The 15,947-nt window shown below is 34.5% G+C and carries 14 protein-coding genes; 8 read left to right on the top strand and 6 right to left on the bottom strand.

Translation table 11 applies throughout. The features are described 5' to 3' along the window. From ADA55_RS19660 to ADA55_RS19675, 5 genes are all read left to right on the top strand, one after another. Positions 1 to 476 (top strand): IS110 family transposase (locus tag ADA55_RS19660; protein ID WP_048686973.1); only part of this gene is annotated, 476 nt, incomplete at its 5' end. Between the two features lie 534 nt (positions 477 to 1,010). Next, positions 1,011 to 1,160: a hypothetical protein gene (locus ADA55_RS30085; RefSeq protein WP_162489977.1), complete on the top strand. Its 150-nt coding sequence runs from the start codon at positions 1,011 to 1,013 to the stop codon at positions 1,158 to 1,160. A gap of 265 nt (positions 1,161 to 1,425) precedes the next feature. Next, positions 1,426 to 2,556, top strand: coding sequence for a hypothetical protein (locus ADA55_RS19665; RefSeq protein WP_048686975.1), 1,131 nt, complete (start codon positions 1,426 to 1,428; stop codon positions 2,554 to 2,556). Between the two features lie 380 nt (positions 2,557 to 2,936). Further along, a complete protein-coding gene (locus tag ADA55_RS19670; RefSeq protein WP_048686977.1) occupies positions 2,937 to 3,791 on the top strand; it encodes a macro domain-containing protein in 855 nt (284 codons plus the stop codon). 46 nt (positions 3,792 to 3,837) lie between these two features. Beyond that, positions 3,838 to 4,407, top strand: a complete 570-nt coding sequence (locus ADA55_RS19675; protein ID WP_048686979.1) for a TIR domain-containing protein — start codon at positions 3,838 to 3,840, stop codon at positions 4,405 to 4,407. Positions 4,408 to 4,676: 269 nt separating this feature from the next. On the opposite strand, the gene ADA55_RS19680 is transcribed toward ADA55_RS19675, so the two are convergent. The 6 genes from ADA55_RS19680 to ADA55_RS19705 form a co-directional block, all read right to left on the bottom strand. Then, a complete protein-coding gene (locus ADA55_RS19680; RefSeq protein ID WP_048686981.1) occupies positions 4,677 to 5,879 on the bottom strand; it encodes a TcaA 3rd/4th domain-containing protein in 1,203 nt (400 codons plus the stop codon). A gap of 58 nt (positions 5,880 to 5,937) precedes the next feature. Then, positions 5,938 to 8,895, bottom strand: a complete 2,958-nt coding sequence (locus tag ADA55_RS19685) for a Tn3 family transposase (protein ID WP_048686983.1) — start codon at positions 8,893 to 8,895, stop codon at positions 5,938 to 5,940. Between the two features lie 33 nt (positions 8,896 to 8,928). Continuing rightward, positions 8,929 to 9,483: a recombinase family protein gene (locus ADA55_RS19690; protein WP_048686985.1), complete on the bottom strand. Its 555-nt coding sequence runs from the start codon at positions 9,481 to 9,483 to the stop codon at positions 8,929 to 8,931. A gap of 302 nt (positions 9,484 to 9,785) precedes the next feature. Beyond that, positions 9,786 to 10,520 (bottom strand): ABC transporter permease, encoded by a 735-nt coding sequence (locus tag ADA55_RS19695; protein WP_048686987.1) that lies wholly within the window; start codon positions 10,518 to 10,520, stop codon positions 9,786 to 9,788. 12 nt (positions 10,521 to 10,532) lie between these two features. Next, the gene (locus tag ADA55_RS19700) at positions 10,533 to 11,291 is read right to left on the bottom strand and encodes an ABC transporter permease (RefSeq protein ID WP_048686989.1); all 759 of its coding nucleotides are present in this window, start codon (positions 11,289 to 11,291) and stop codon (positions 10,533 to 10,535) included. After that, entirely contained in the window at positions 11,288 to 12,199 is a 912-nt protein-coding gene (locus ADA55_RS19705; RefSeq protein ID WP_048686990.1) for an ABC transporter ATP-binding protein, read from the bottom strand. Before ADA55_RS19705 ends, ADA55_RS19700 begins: the two co-directional genes overlap by 4 nt. A 246-nt stretch (positions 12,200 to 12,445) precedes the next feature. On the opposite strand from ADA55_RS19705, the gene ADA55_RS19710 reads away from it, so the two are divergent. The 3 genes from ADA55_RS19710 (at position 12,446) to ADA55_RS19720 (ending at position 15,632) form a co-directional block, all read left to right on the top strand. Beyond that, positions 12,446 to 13,171 carry a response regulator transcription factor gene (locus ADA55_RS19710; RefSeq protein ID WP_082162879.1) on the top strand — a complete coding sequence of 242 codons (726 nt, stop codon included), beginning with the start codon at positions 12,446 to 12,448 and terminating at the stop codon, positions 13,169 to 13,171. Then, positions 13,168 to 14,601, top strand: coding sequence for a sensor histidine kinase (locus tag ADA55_RS19715; RefSeq protein WP_048686992.1), 1,434 nt, complete (start codon positions 13,168 to 13,170; stop codon positions 14,599 to 14,601). The genes ADA55_RS19710 and ADA55_RS19715 overlap by 4 nt, the downstream gene beginning before the upstream one ends. Before the next feature lie 425 nt (positions 14,602 to 15,026). Then, positions 15,027 to 15,632 carry a recombinase family protein gene (locus ADA55_RS19720; RefSeq protein ID WP_048686994.1) on the top strand — a complete coding sequence of 202 codons (606 nt, stop codon included), beginning with the start codon at positions 15,027 to 15,029 and terminating at the stop codon, positions 15,630 to 15,632. The last annotated feature ends 315 nt before the right edge of the window (positions 15,633 to 15,947 follow it).

The raw sequence follows: 15,947 nt of genomic DNA on the forward strand, positions 1-15,947 counted from the left end.
GTATGTATATTGAGTTGCTTTTTCATTACCAGGGACACCTCTCTGAGTTGGAAGATCGTATAGTGGCCCTGGCAAATGAACTGGAAGAATATAAGATCATCCAATCGATTCCCGGTATCGGAGAAAAAACCGCAGCCACGATTATCTCTGAAATTGGTGAAATCGATCGGTTTAATCACCCGAAAAAACTAGTTGCCTTCGCTGGAGTAGATCCAAGTGTTCACTCATCGGGTAAGTTTACGGCAACCATTAATCGTATTACTAAAAGAGGTTCGAGCAGACTACGTCATTCTCTGTATCTTGCCGTACTATGTGGCATAAGAAGTTCAAGGAACAAAAAGCTTAAAGCCTTCTATGATAAGAAAAAATCAGAAGGAAAACCGGCCAAAGTGTCAATCGTTGCCTGTATGAATAAGTTGCTTCATTGGATTTACGCTTTATTAAAGAGAAAAGAAGCATTCCTAGATTTAGCCTGATTAACGATTTTGTGAAACAGAGAAAAATCCTTCCAAAAGGGTTTTGGAGGGTTATTTGTCATGAACAAAAATAGTATATCATAAGGGAAATGAAAATTTTAGAGAAAGATATTGACATCCTATTAGCTGGTTTAGTTCTATAAGGCACTAAATTATATTTAAATCTATATAAAAAACAGTTAGTTATTAAATAAGAAAAAGTAAAAAAAACCTACTTCCTTGAACAGGATCGTAGGATTTTTTGCTTTATTCTAAACCAATACGTGTAACATAATAACATTGTGTTACATTTAGCTATACCAGATTAATCTCAAAACTCAACTTCTTTTCAAGTTTTTGGTATTTGATTTTAGGAATGAGTTTTGGAATAAAACATTCTCTGATTATGATCATTTTTATAAAAATCTATTTTTGTACCACATCTGACCGTTTATGGTACTGTTCTTATTAACGGATCGTGATGTTGACGAAAGAGGGGCTTTTTCAATTTTTCTTCTTTGTCTTTTTAAACGCTGGTTAAAGGAGATGGTCAGGGTGAATAAAACAACAATTGAAAACATAGGTGAACGAAAAGAAATTTCAGATGAAGCTTTAGAAAGATTTGTTGAAGTTTATCTTAAAATGATCAAGAAGAACGAGATAAAAATTAAACGATTACTGGAAGGGGTACCCCCAACAATTTAACATAAAAACCACTCGAACTCTTTCTGAAACTAATAAGAAATGAATTTAAATGCCGAGCAGGTAGATATAAAAGGGTAATTAGGGCTTTTATGTAGAATGGGGTAATAATGGTGAATTAGATAAAAAGGAAGAGATTATCGCTAGTGGTTAACTTCGTTGGCCTATTGCTTAATGAATTAAAGTTGCAGATTAGTAGAAGATGAAATAAAGGTTTTGAAATTCAATATTATAGGAACGAAGATAAAACTAAAAAAGGAGGATAAACATGCTAAAAACACAATACATTGGTCCATTAATTAAAGAAAAGGTAGATGAAATTAAATTTGCTGCATTATATTTTGATAGCATTGAAATCATTGAACATGTTTTTGGAGAAGTTGAACCACTTGGCGCTTACACGTCTGTTCCAAAGAAGGATTTGATAGGAAAAAGGATAAGTGCAAAGGTGACAAAAATTTTCACTTATACTGATGATGAATTCAGTCGTCATACAGAACTGTTATTCCAAGAAGGAATACTATCAAGTAGAATTGATAACCTACGAGAGCTCAGTGACGATTTATTAAATCAAATTTTTAGCCAGACATACTCTATCGTCGATCAAACTAAAGATTGCTTTATAAAGAGAACAGAACCGAGGAAGAGTGAGAATGTTCGGGATAAGCTGGTTGAAATAAAATTTGCTGACCCTGAAATTCGTCAAATTTATGAAACATTTAAAAATCCCATTGATGAAAAAACGGTTTTTGATCTTCGATTTGTTAAGGAATATTATCATGACTTACTTAGTTCTATTCTGGCAGCCACTGCTTATGGTAATCAAGTCTTGACTACAAGTAACGTACTTAATAATTTAATGAAATCCACCTATGATAATGAAGAAGTTTTAATTAATCGAAAAAAAATTGCTGAAAGTATACATCAATCCCCTTCATTAGCTTTTGAAGCAATTAAGCTTAACCTTCCAGATGTATCACAATTTTCTATGGAAGATGTTCTTGAAATAAGGTACCAATTAAGAGATGAATTAGAAAATTTTCGTTTTGAAATGGAAAGAATAAATTTCGAATTACTTCAGGATTTTGATACAAAATATATTGAAACTCACGCTAAAGAGCTTGTTAAGTACAAAATTAATCCTTTAATCGATGATTTAAAGAAAAAAGCCGACAATGAGAAAATTCAAGTCTTAAAACGATTATTTAACGATCTAAGAGACCCAAAAGCTTATACTCCATTAATCGGTACAGTAACGGGACAAATTCCTGTACATATAGCTGCAATGTTAAGTGTAGGTTTAATTGGTATATCTGCTGCATGGGATTATGTTCAAAACAACAAAGATATTCGAGACAATGGTTTGTATTATTTAATTAAACTAAATAAACTTCGATAAACAATAAATATCAAAAATCCTGTGTTGCAGGTTTTTTTTGTTCAGTAAACGGACCATATTCTTGAGTAACACTCCACAATTAAATTGGACATTAATGCTAAACTTATAAATAAGGTTGTATGTAGTTTAGTTGAAGTAGGAATTTCAAAAAAGTGCTCCCATCTGGGAAATGACTGCATAGCTAAGTCGAAATCGAAAAATATCAAATGGTTTCACATTTTTAAATAAAGTAAATATTGAGAATTTGATGAAACTGGGTTAGATTGGTATAATAGTATTAGTATAAAAGGCATTCATTACAGTTGTCCTATTTACTTTGAACCGTAAGAGTTTAGTTCGATGAACAATCCAGACTATCTAAGAAATGAGAAGGAAGAATCATGAAAAAAAGATTTTCTAAAATGAAAGATTTGTCAAAGAATTGGAGTTTTTGGCAAAAAGCAATGGCTGTTCCAGGTCTATTATTTACAGTGGTTATGGCTATTTTAACGTTTTTTGAAGTAAGCTATAATAAATTTTTATTTTTTGCTTTAGTAATTATCTCCATTATTTATATTATTAGATATTTCATTGTTACATCAGGTCTAAAGGAAATAACTTTGAATGTTGATGGTTCATTAATTGAAATTACTTCTGGTGATATTTTCGAACAGGATGATTGCTATAAAGTGATTGCTTTTAATGAGTTTTTCGATACGAAAGTAGATGACAAAATAATTTCTTCAAATTCATTAAATGGAATCTATTTGTTAAATAAATATCCAACTGCTAGAGAAATTAATTCATTTGATAAAAGGGTAGCAAAAGAACCAAGATTGAAAGCAATAGAAGAAGGCGTGAGCAGAAGGCTTGGTGGAAAGACAGCAAGGTATGAACTTGGGAGTATTTTTCAGGATAAAGACTACTTTCTTGTTGCATTTTCAAAATTTGATGAAAAAAATGAAGCTAATTTGAGATTAGCAGAATATGCAACATGCCTATTAAGATTTTGGGATGAAGCCAATTCTTTATACAATCAAAACCCGATTGCACTACCATTGTTAGGAACAGGTATAACTAGACATAAGGATTTTAAAGCTACCAATCAGGAATTACTCGAAGTTATCCTCTGGACGTTTAAAATCAGCAAAGTAAAATTCAAAGAACCGTCTAAGGTTAAAATTCTTATAAGGGAAAATCAAATAGAAAACATAGATTTTAATAAGCTAAGGGAATTTGAGAATAATAGTATTTAGTCAGGGGATTTAATAATTGCTGTGATATGAAGGGGATTAGAATGATATGGCATACAGAAGTGGTAATTATTCAGCGTTTTATGTCAGTGAACCGTTTAATGAAAGTAAACTGGGTGCTTTCGCTACTAAAGATTTTGTATATTACAATTTATTAAGGGCTTGGAAATCAGCAGATAGTACCTTTCCGTTCATAGACTCACATGATAAAACCTATAATGTGCGAGATGGTAGTGATTGGGAAAAGACATTAAAACCGAGGCTGCGTCAACGACTTAATAATTCAAAGAATATTATTTTGTTTTTAAGTTCAGCAACCAAAAATAGTAGGGCATTACGGGAAGAAATGAGTTATGGTATCGTTACAAGTGGGCTACCAGTTATCGTTGTTTATCCGGAATATAAAAATAAGAGTGACATTATAAATTGCAGTTCGAAAGAATTTAAACAGCACATAAAGGATTTATGGGATAACTTACCGGCCTTTCGTGATTTTATGAAAAATGTTCCAACTCTCCATATACCAAATAATAAAGATCTTATAAGAAAAGCTCTGAGTGATACTGACTTTATGGTTAATTCAAAGTGTAATGCTAGTAGATATTTTTATCCTTGTTAAATCAATTAGGATTATTATTATAAAAAGTCAGGTTGTTTATAATAAAGTTTGAGCAATACAGGTAGAAAATGTTCAACTTTTTTATAAAAACGAAACTTAAATCTGCTGGAAAAGAATCCATTTTGATCAAACTTTTTTTCAAAATGGATCCTTTATATTTATCGTAAAGTGCTGGTTTGTGAGGTATTATGATCAAACTTTATTTAAAAGCAACATAAGCAAGAAAAAAAGCCTACGATCCTTGAACAGCAAGGAACGTAGGCTTTTTATTATTTAAATTCACTTTTTACAACGTCTTTCCCTTTCATAAATTCATCATCGGAATAATAATCATCTAATTCATCTATCGTCCATTGTTTAGATTTTTCATCATACGTTGCCACGACCAAATATTCTTCAAACACTTCTTCTAATGGATCGCCTTCATTAAATCCATAGTATTCTTTTTGTTCACTATGAAATTCTACTGGAAGCTTTACTCGATATTGATCTTTTTCTTTCGATAAGGTTATATTTCCGAAGTCAATACGTGTTCCCAGGGCTATCCCTTTCCAATAATTTTCATTTGATTTAGCGAACTGGATATCTTCTGCGTATGTTTTTACAATATTGTCTGAAGCTGTTTTAATAACGGAAGCATTTTGTTGAACTAACGCTTGAACTCGTTGTTTAGCAAAATCATTGATCACTTGTACAACTTTGTCTTTATTTTCTTTCTCTCCAAATGGTTTAGGTGTAACATCCACACTCACTGTATCTTCATCTACCGTTAGAGCGTCACTTGTTGCAGCTCCCCAGGGATAGGTAGCTTCTCCATGGACCTTGATTGAACCATCCGTTGATACGGGCCCGAAATTTGTTTCCTCGTCATCATCACTATTACCAAACAAGCCTCCCTCATCCTCTTTAATCATTTCGGCTTTTTTTTCTGTGGTTTTCCCATTTACAAATATCTCAACATTTTCAATGGTTGCTTCCACATCAATCTTTTTCCCCTCTACATCCAATTCAATTTCACTTTGACGTTCTTCATCATCGAAAAGAGACACTTCTTCTTTTGTTTGTATATTAACAAATTCATATTTTTTTGTTCCAGTAACGGTATATTTACTTGGCGCTAGTCCATTAATATTCTTTTCAAGTTGACCGTTTTTTGTTTTAAAAACTTCTTTTCCATTTAATTTAATCACCGTATCCGGTTGATTAGCTGATACTTTAAGGGAGTACGGACGAGCATAAATATGATAACCTCCGAACAATCCACCGTCTTTTTCAAGATAAAAATCTCCTGCATTTTTGATTTCACCTTCGGTAGCATTTTCAAAGAGAGGGTTTTGTAACCTTGCTTGATTATCTTCTTCTAGAATTGCGCTTTGTGCATGTAGGATAAAAACTTGCTCTTGGGCATATTCATTATTATCTTTGGCATATGGGGTCCTACCAACAAAAAGCGCAAAACATACGCTAAGCAAATTTCGACATAAATAAAGCCGATATTTCCTACGCTAAGGAAATCTTCGGCTATTATTTTTATTGAATAAGAGGGCGCAGCGAATGTAAACTTGCTATTTTCTTCATATCAAAGGTGTATTCACCAAGAAAATTGATATGCTCCCATCCCAATGGAGAAGTATGTTTTAGTAAGTCTTCCCGTAAATTTCCTTTTTCCTTCAACAAATTTGTTGCTTCGGTAAGATATACGGTATTCCATACGCTAATGGCGTTAATTATAATATTTAAGGCACTTGCACGTTGAAGTTGGTCTTGCAGCCCTCGTTCTCGTAACTCACCCCGTTTTCCAAAGAATAATGCTCTTGCTAAGCCATTCATTGCTTCCCCTTTGTTCAATCCTCTTTGAATACGCCTACGAAGTGTTTCATTAGATATGTAATCTAAGATAAAAATAGTTTTTTCGATTCTTCCCATTTCTCGCAAAGCAGTAGCTAACTTGTTTTGCCTTGCATATGATCCTAATTTCCCCATAATAAGTGAACCGGACACTTTTCCTTCTCGAATAGAATGGGCTAAACGGAGTACATCATCAAAGTTTTCTTGAATAACCTTTATGTTAATCCGTCCACGAAGTAATTTTTCTAGGTCAGGAAAATCACTTGGTTTTTGAATGGTAAATAGTTTGGCATCGGCTAGATCACGCAGCCTTGGTGCAAAACGAAATCCTAACAAGTGACTTAAACCAAAAACTTGATCGGTATAACCAGCTGTATCAGTATAATGCTCCTCAATATTTAATTCTGTTTCATGATGAAGCAAACCATCGATGACATGTACGGCATCTCTTGCATTTGTATTAATGACTTTCGTATAAAAAGCCGAAAATTGATCACTTGTAAACCGATAAATGGTTGCCCCTTTTCCTGTGCCATAATGGGGATTTGCTTCAGCATGCAACGATGAAACACCAACTTGTACACGCATTCCGTCAGATGAAGATGTGGTGCCATTTCCCCAATAAGAAGCTAGAGCAAGCTTATGCTGAAAATTTACCAAAGTTGCCTGTGCTCGATTTATAGCATCATCATACAATCGCCATTGTGCGGCATTGGCCATCTGGTGATAAGTAACTCCAGGTGTAGCATCTGCCATTTTAGTCAATCCAATATTCGTCCCCATTGCCATAAGCGCAGCCATTAAAATTACCTTTTCTTCTCCCTTTGGAGGGCGATTGGTGGAAGCATGTATTAACATTTCGTCAAATCCTGTCCAGTGCGCTACCTCCATTAAAAGATCAGTGAGCTTAATTCTTGGAAGCATATTATATAAGGATAAACTGAAGGTTCGTGCATCTTCTGGGGTATCCTTTTCCAAACGATCTACCCTAAGTTTTGCTTTTTCTATATTTACTCCTTCAAGACTATCAAGGTTATTTGAAACCCATGTAAAGCGTTCGGCTAGGGCACTCCTTCTTTCCTCAAGGTATTCCTCTGCTGATGAGCGAACTGCTAATCTAGTATCTGTAAGATTGGTTTTTGTCCATTCATTTTTAGGAACAAGGTATTCCTCAAAGTCCTTATGAAGCCTACTACCTACTACAGATACATCCCCTGAACGAATATGATTTTTTAATTCCGTTAGGGCAGCCATTTCATAATAATGTCGATTAATTGTTCCTTCTTCATCGTACACATGCTTTTCCCATCGTTTTGGGACGAAATCTAATGGTGCTCCATCTGGTACTTTTCTTTTTCCTGATTCATTCATCTCATTCAATGTTTTTAATGCACGTAATAATGGTTCTGCTGCATTTGTAGAACGAAATTCTAATGATTTAAGAAGAGTAGGGGTATACTTTCTTAAATAAATAAATCTATTCTCTAGCAAGTCAAGGTAATCATAATCCATTGGTCGTGCTAACTTTTTTGCTTCTTCAACGGAAGTAACGATTTTATCCCAAGGCATTACCTTTTCAATGGTGCTAAATGGATCAAGCCCTTCATCTCGTGCTTGAATAAGCGCAGCTCCAATATCTGCAAAATGAACAACCTTTTCATTAACTGCTTTTCCATTTTCCTTTTGCATTTCCTCTTGTGATTTGCGACCTTTCGATTGTAAAATCATCATTTGCCGATCATGAATTTCAATTGCTTGGTCAATTAAGTCCTGACTTAGTGTTCCTAGATATGCTACAAGGATGGCATATTTCTTATTTTCTTTAAATCTGCGAAACGAATGAGGTTCATAACGTGCTCCGATACGTGATAATTGAAGCAATCGATTGGGATGTACTTCATGTAAATTTGTCGGAAGTTTCAAGTCCCGAATATATTCCAAACGCTTTATTACTTTTAGAAAGGAATCAGGTGATGACTGGCCGGGAATTTCCCTCAACCATGCTAATGGGGTTTTCTTGCTTTCCACTAGTGGATCGATAAATTCATCCAACTTTTTCTTTTGCCAGTTTGAAAGGGTCCCGGCTAAGGATTTAAAAATCTTTTCCTCTGCTCTCCGACGAGTTTCCCAGACAAGTCTCTCTATTGTAGTCATTCCAGGAAGAATTATTTTTCGATTCCGTATTTCTTCTTGAACAGTTCGAAGTAGATACATGGAATTGCCATTTTGAAGAGCATGTTTCAAAAGATACTGAGCTAATTCCCGATATGTACTTACAGAAAAATTCTGGTATCTATATACCTGTCGGATTTCTTCCATATGTTCATGCTTTGTTGGGTCACGTTGGGCATATAAGGAAAAAGAATCGGGATTAGCATTTATCTGTTTTGCTATATATTGGATTACATAATCTGGTATAGGTTCAACATCTGTAAGAGACCACCCCGGATAGCGCAATACACATAATTGGACAGCAAATCCCAAACGATTATGATCTCTTCTATGCCGTTTAATAACGTCCAAGTCATATTGCGAAAAAGTATAATAGGTTTCCAGTTCCCTTTCGGTCATATCGGATGGAATCCGTACTAATTCAGCTCTTTGGTCTGCTGTAAGTAATTCTTTCCCTCTTGATGCCATTTCCTCCCCATCCATCCTTTCGTATTCAAAGACTTACTTCTTTTCTAAATACCGATAAACAGTTGTTCGGGAAACACCCCACCTTTGAGCAATATCCGTAATGGGCGTCCCATTTGCCACTAATGTCTTTAACATTTCTAACTCTTTCTTATCTAACTTCTCTGGTCTTCCTCCTAATCGTCCTCTGGCTCTTGCTGCAACACGGCCAGCTGCTGATCGCTCCTGAATAAGATTACGCTCAAATTCAGCAAAGGCTGCAAATAGATGAAACATAAGTTGCCCCGTTGCACTAACCTTGTCCATCGTAATGTTTTCCTGCAAGCTGTGGAAACTAATGCCTCGGTCATTAAGGTCATTCACAATTTTAATTAAATGCTGCATATTTCTACCTAATCGATCTAAGCGCCAAACTACTATCGTATCACCTGAGCGTACAAATCGAAGGACTTCTTCCAATCCTTGTCTTTTATCTTTGGCGCCACTAATTTTATCTGTAAATATTTCTTCGCAACCATGTTCCCTAAGAGCATCTAATTGTAAATCAAGATTTTGAATGCCTGTTGAAACACGAGCATATCCTACCTTCATTAATTTCTCCCCCTCTGTTTTTTAATTTTCTGTTTTATCGTAACATAACTTAATGTTAGGGATAATATCTGAACATAGATTTCTTTACAGAGTTTATGAACACATATAGTAGATAGAAAGCTAGAAAACTACTTAAATTCTTCAATGTACAGAAATTGATGACTTTCTGTACAGGTAAACTATATAATTATTCAAAATATTAAATAAGAACTTCGTCCTAATCTAATAACTTCAGCAAATCAAAATCATGCACTAAAAGAAAGCCGATTTTAACTATCCAAGAGAAAATCGGCCAGAATCAGTTAAATCGTGTCCCGTTTTGCAAAACTCCGCAAACCATAAAGCAGTAAAACTATGAAGGTTCCAATTAGTAGTGCATAAAATAAGAAATAAGATTGAATAGGGGATTCATCTTCAGGTGACATCGCCAGCATAGGCTGCGTCCATGGATAAATCTGCCCTAATGGTGTACTGGCAATAATAATAGCTGGAAGAGTAAAAATAATACTAACAGCTAATGGTATGCCAAATGTTTTAGCCCTTATGGATATAATTAGTTGTAGAAGAATCAATGGCAAGCACGCTAAAATGCCTCTAATCATGAACCAAAATATAGTAAAAACCGGAAGACTGCCTTCGACTCCTTTTACATAACCAAATCCTATAAAAAAGATTAATAAGATTATCATTGTAATAATTACCATTTTTACCACCGTTAGAAATTTCCCTAAAAAGATCTCTGAATGTTTGATCGGTAAAGCTAGTAGTTGCTTCCATCCACCCCCGACATGTTCACTTCTACAAACAATTGCTGCGTATATCCCAACCAAGATTGGTAATACAAAAGGACCCATAAATAACGCTACCTGTGTCCACACTTCAATCCATGCATTATCTCCAGGCTGCATAAAAAGATCATAGTTTTTAAAGAAGTTAATATAAGCCAGGAATACACCTAATAAGGGACCTATCAAGTAAAGTAACCACAACTTGGAGCGTTTTAACTTTAATCGTTCGACATATAAGACATTTTTCAAAATAATCCCTCCCTACTGGACATTCCGTTTAGCAAAATGCATAGAACCTATAAACATTAGGATTATACCTAATATCAAATTGATAACGAGGTAGGCTGAAAAATCTGGGTTATACCCTATACCCTCATACTGCAATATAACCGTTGATGATTGGATTGGATAAGCTAAAGGGAACCACCTTGTCGTTTGAGTAGCTGCTAAAAATAGACCCATAATAGCAGAAACAGATCCAATAAGAATCGAGAAAGCCTGATTTTTAATGGTCATAGATAACCAAAATTGAAAAGCCATAATTGGTAAAACGGTAATCAACATACCGTAACAATCGCCTATTAATAAGCCCCAAGGAATACCACCTTCAAATCCTAGAGCCTTTCCTAGAAAAACCATACCGGTCAGAAAAATAGTAGTGGAAAGAAATAGACTAATAGTTAGCCAAATAAATTTACTCAAATAAATTTTTCCCCTTGATATAGGCATTGAAAGGGTTTGTTTCCATCCATTTGCCTGATGCTCAATATTTGCTATCACTGATGCAGCAAGTGTGACGGCTAATGGGAAACCTAGGCCGAATAACAAACTATTGTCATACAATAAAAATATCCACATAGAACCAGCACCGAACATCTCAGCTTGTTTTTCCACAAACTCAGCACGATAGGTGAGATTTACCAACTCATACGCCAAGATAAGTAACGGAACCAATAAAATGATAATCAAAAACGACGAACGTTTTAATTTTAATTGATCTGCCTGTAATAACTTTTTCATAAGCTTCCCTCAGTACCAGTTAATTCTAAAAAGATATCCTCAAGTGTTCTTTTCACTTCCTCAAGTCGATATACAGATACACCCGAATGGACTAGAATAGAGTTAATTTCTGAAACAAATGCCGGATCCGTTTGAGATAACCACAAGAAATTGTCTTGTAAATCAGCCTTTAATTCTCGTTCTTTTAATATTGCATTTGCTTTCATTACATCATTAACTCCAACTTTTAATAGAGGTTTTCGTTTTTGTCTTAAGCGTTCAATCGAATCTTGGAAAATCATTTTTCCATTATTAATGATCCCTACCTGTGTTGCCATTTGATCTATTTCACCTAACAAGTGGCTGGATACAAGGACACTCATTCCAGCCTCCGGCAACTCCTTAATCAACTCTCTGATTTCTTGAATACCGGATGGATCTAAACCATTAGTCGGCTCGTCTAGTATTAATAAATCTGGATTACTAAGTAGGGCAACAGCAATACCGAGACGTTGCTTCATTCCAAGCGAATATTCTTTTGTTAGTCGGTTTGCCACTTTGGTTAATCTTACAATTTCCAACACTTCGCTAACCCGTTTTTCCGGAAGATCCCGTAATCTACGAACAGCCTCTAAATTTTCACGACCAGTTAAGTTTCCATAGTACGTTGGAGACTCTACTAACGATCCGATTCTTTGTAAAATTTGTAGCCGGTTTTTGTTCAGGTTTTGACCAAAAATTTCGATATTTCCCTTAGTTGGCTTAATTAATCCTAGCAACATTCTAATCGTTGTTGTTTTTCCAGCGCCATTAGGTCCAAGAAAGCCGTAAATTTGTCCACGTTCAATTCTTAAGTTCAACCCGTCCACAGAAGTATGCTTCTTATACTTTTTGGTTAGCTCATTTGTCATTATTATTTGATCATTCATCTGTTCCTCACCTCATTTCAATCGTAAACGAAACTTTTTTAACATGAACGAAACTCTTTCTAAACATTTACTTAACGATTTGCCCCGAAAATTACTTTCTATTTATGCCACATCCTCGTAGTATCAAGGGTTACGTAATGGTTTGACTATTCTGAATCCTAAACAGAATATAAATTCTTTCCTATAACAACTACTTCAACTTATGTTTAATGTAAAATAATACTAAGATAGAAGGGAGGAACAAGTGTGACTTTCAAACTCGAAGATCATAAAATTCTGATTGTTGATGACGATCAGCATATTCTAGATTTATTAACTGTCGTCTTTGAAAAGGAAGGATTTCAAAATATCTTAAAAGCCAATACAGGAGCCGAGACTCTGGTAAAAACTATACATGAAAATCCTCACATTATATTGTTAGATGTTATGTTACCGGATATTGATGGGTTTACTCTATGTAGCAAAATTCGTTCAGATACAGATGTACCTATATTGTTTTTAACGGCTAAAACTACAGATTTAGATAAATTGCAGGGATTTAGTTTTGGAGGCGATGACTATATTACAAAGCCTTTTAATCCTTTAGAAGTAGTAGCTCGTGTGAAAGCCCAATTAAGGCGTTCTACTCAAATTCCATCACCACATTCACGTAAAAAGGTATACGATTATGGCTATTTAAAAATAGATCCCAATACTGGAAGGCTTATTGTTGATGGTGTAAGGATAGAATGTCCTACTCAGGAAATGAAACTTTTATTCTATTTTTGCGAACATCCTAACCAGATTTTGAGTAAACATCAAATATATAAAGATGTATGGGGGGAATTTTATGGTGGAGATAGTACGGTGATGGTACATGTACGACGTTTACGTGAAAAAATAGAGAAAGATCCTAGTAGACCTAAATGGATTAAAACGGTTCGGGGATTAGGGTATATATTTGAAGTAACAACAAATGAGGACTTGTTGTGAAATTAAAAAATCGTGTCGCATATTACTTTGTATCACGACTTTTCTGGTTAATGCTTATTTGGGGTTTACTCATTGTGATCAGCATCGTTCTATTCAGCTTCTTTCTTGGACATAACAAAACAGAAACTCCACAATTATCGATTAGCAAAATTGTTGAAGATACGGTTGTTGTTGATCAAGGCCTTTCAGTAAGCTCGAAAATAAAAGAGGATTTAGAAAAAAATAAAATGTGGATGCAAGTATTGGATGAACAGGGTGATGAAGTTTTTTCCTTTAAAAAACCAAAAAATGTGCCGGATCATTATATTCCTGGGGAACTAGTGTCTGATTACCTGTACCCTGCTAAAAAGGGCTATCAGTTGTCTACATGGTATAAAACCATAGACAATCAGGATCTAACATGGGTGTTAGGGAAACCAATGGCTAATAATAATCCATTTTTTTATTGGATGAATAATCTATGGATTCTTTCCATTATTATAATTGGAATTTTAATTGCTTTATTTTTTGGAAAACAATTAGGTGCTCCTTTACTATATATTGTATTTTGGATTGACAATCTATCTAAAGGTAAATATGAAGAACCCTCTTATTATTTGAAGTTTCATTCCAAGAAGAGCCGCCGGAATAAAGCAGAGTATAAAACGTATCAAGAATTAACTCAGGCTCTTTCAGGGCTAACAACAACCCTTAAGAAAAACGAGGAAGAAAGGAAGTTATTAGAAAAAACAAGGGAAGAATGGATGACAGGCGTTTCTCATGATTTAAAAACTCCCCTATCTGTTATTAAAGGATATACTGTCTTATTATCTGCACAGGAATATGATTGGGAACAAGAAAAAGTACGTCACTTTGCTAAAACCATGGAAGAACGTGTGGAATATATGGAGCAACTAATAGAAGACTTCAACTTAACTTTTCAATTAAAAAATGATGCTATTCCGATACAACTTGAACAAAAAAACCTAGTAAATGTTATCAAAGACATTTTGGAACAACTCAAAGGATTGCCAGAATCAAAAAACAAGATGTTTTCATTTGAAACAAATAAAGAAGAAATTTTTCTTAAAATGGATACGAGATACCTAAAGCGCGCATTTGAAAACTTAATTGCAAATAGTATTAAACACAATCCTCCCGAAACTAAAATTAAAGTCATAGTTCATCAAGACTTGTCTCATCTAAGACAAATTCGTGTTTTAATCGAGGATGATGGGGTCGGCATGGATCAAGAAACTGTTGATCACTTATTTGATCGGTATTTCCGAGGAACAGATGCCTCTTCTAATAATTCTGGAACTGGATTAGGGATGGCTATTGCAAGACAAATTATTATAGCTCATGGCGGAGATCTTTACATAGATAGTAAACCTCAACTAGGAACCCAGTGTAGTATTATTTTTCCACTCGAACTAAAAGAAAGAATTTAGTGAACTATTGTATAAGTGATTTACAGTAATAAAAGCCGATACTTCCTTAACGTAGGAAAAATCGGCTTTCTTTATGTCGAAATTTGCTTAGCGTATGTTTTTCGCTTTTTGTTGGTAGGACCCCTATAAACTATATGCTTGGAACAATAAGGAGATTCGTAACAATCAAAAAACTTCATAAAATTATACTTCTCCGAAGTTTTTTGAAATTTTTAATTTAAAGTAAACTAATAATCTATCTTTTTAGTTTGTACCGAAGTTCGTAAAAGTACACTTTTACGAACGGGAATTTTTTCAATAAAATCCTCTTTTTTTTACGTTCGTTAAAGTTTAAAAACACTTAGCGAACGTTCTTTGTTTTGCATACACTTTTACGAACGCATTTGATAGAATAAGAGAAAGAAAAGTAGATAAGGAGTAAAAAAATGGATATTCGTAAATTTGGGTACATACGAGTCAGCAGCAAAGATCAAAATGAAGGACGACAACTTCAAGCCATGAAAGAAAAGGGCCTTGATGAACGAGATATCTTTATGGATAAACAAAGTGGGAAAAATTTTGAACGAGTCCAATATCAATTATTAAAACGAATGATCCGGAAAGGGGATGTTCTTTACATTCATTCACTTGATCGTTTTGGACGGAACAAGGAAGAGATTCTTCAGGAATGGAATGACATCACAAAAAACATCCAGGCAGATATCGTGGTTATGGATATGCCTTTGTTAGATACTACTCAATTTAAGGATAGTTTAGGAACATTCATTGCAGATCTTGTTTTACAAATCCTTTCCTGGATGGCGGAAGAGGAACGAGACCGTATTCGAAAACGGCAGCGTGAAGGAATTGATGTGGCTTTAAAAAACGGTGTACCCTTCGGCCGTCCGAAAGCTCAAGTAACGGAAGAGTTTAAAGAAGTCTATGATTTATGGAAAGCAGGGGATATGACAGCTGTGAATGCCATGGCGGAATTAGGCGTTAAAAAGACAACTTTTTATAAGTTGGTTAAGGAATATGAAAAAAGACTTTAAAAAGATCACTATATAATAGAAGAAACTCGTCAAACAATGAAGCCTTTGCTCAAATAAAATAAGAGTTGCTGCGGAAGCCTTTTTCTTGTTAACCATGAAAATAAGTTTCTACATAGCTGATGAATTAAATTTAGCAGGAGACATTATTTCTACAAATATGTTTCTTATAATTTTTAGGGTTAACCATTCTTAATTCGTTTATTTTAAAAAGAAAAATAGGAATATTAGTGCTGAATAAATAAATTTTGTTCTTAAGTAACAGGTGCTTTAGCTGAAGATCGGAGCTGTCTTTAGGGTAGTTTCTTCTTATGAAAC

Source organism: Bacillus sp. 220_BSPC (genome assembly GCF_001054655.1).
GTDB lineage: Bacteria > Bacillota > Bacilli > Bacillales > DSM-1321 > Peribacillus > Peribacillus frigoritolerans.

What these genes read in the sequence shown, in the direction of transcription:
- ADA55_RS19665 (WP_048686975.1), top strand. Translation starts at nt 1,426, where the DNA reads ATGCTAAAAACACAATACATTGGTCCATTAATTAAAGAAAAGGTAGAT.
- ADA55_RS19670 (WP_048686977.1), top strand. Translation starts at nt 2,937, where the DNA reads ATGAAAAAAAGATTTTCTAAAATGAAAGATTTGTCAAAGAATTGGAGT.
- ADA55_RS19675 (WP_048686979.1), top strand. Translation starts at nt 3,838, where the DNA reads ATGGCATACAGAAGTGGTAATTATTCAGCGTTTTATGTCAGTGAACCG.
- ADA55_RS19685 (WP_048686983.1), bottom strand. Translation starts at nt 8,895, where the DNA reads ATGGCATCAAGAGGGAAAGAATTACTTACAGCAGACCAAAGAGCTGAA.
- ADA55_RS19690 (WP_048686985.1), bottom strand. Translation starts at nt 9,483, where the DNA reads ATGAAGGTAGGATATGCTCGTGTTTCAACAGGCATTCAAAATCTTGAT.
- ADA55_RS19700 (WP_048686989.1), bottom strand. Translation starts at nt 11,291, where the DNA reads ATGAAAAAGTTATTACAGGCAGATCAATTAAAATTAAAACGTTCGTCG.
- ADA55_RS19705 (WP_048686990.1), bottom strand. Translation starts at nt 12,199, where the DNA reads ATGAATGATCAAATAATAATGACAAATGAGCTAACCAAAAAGTATAAG.
- ADA55_RS19720 (WP_048686994.1), top strand. Translation starts at nt 15,027, where the DNA reads ATGGATATTCGTAAATTTGGGTACATACGAGTCAGCAGCAAAGATCAA.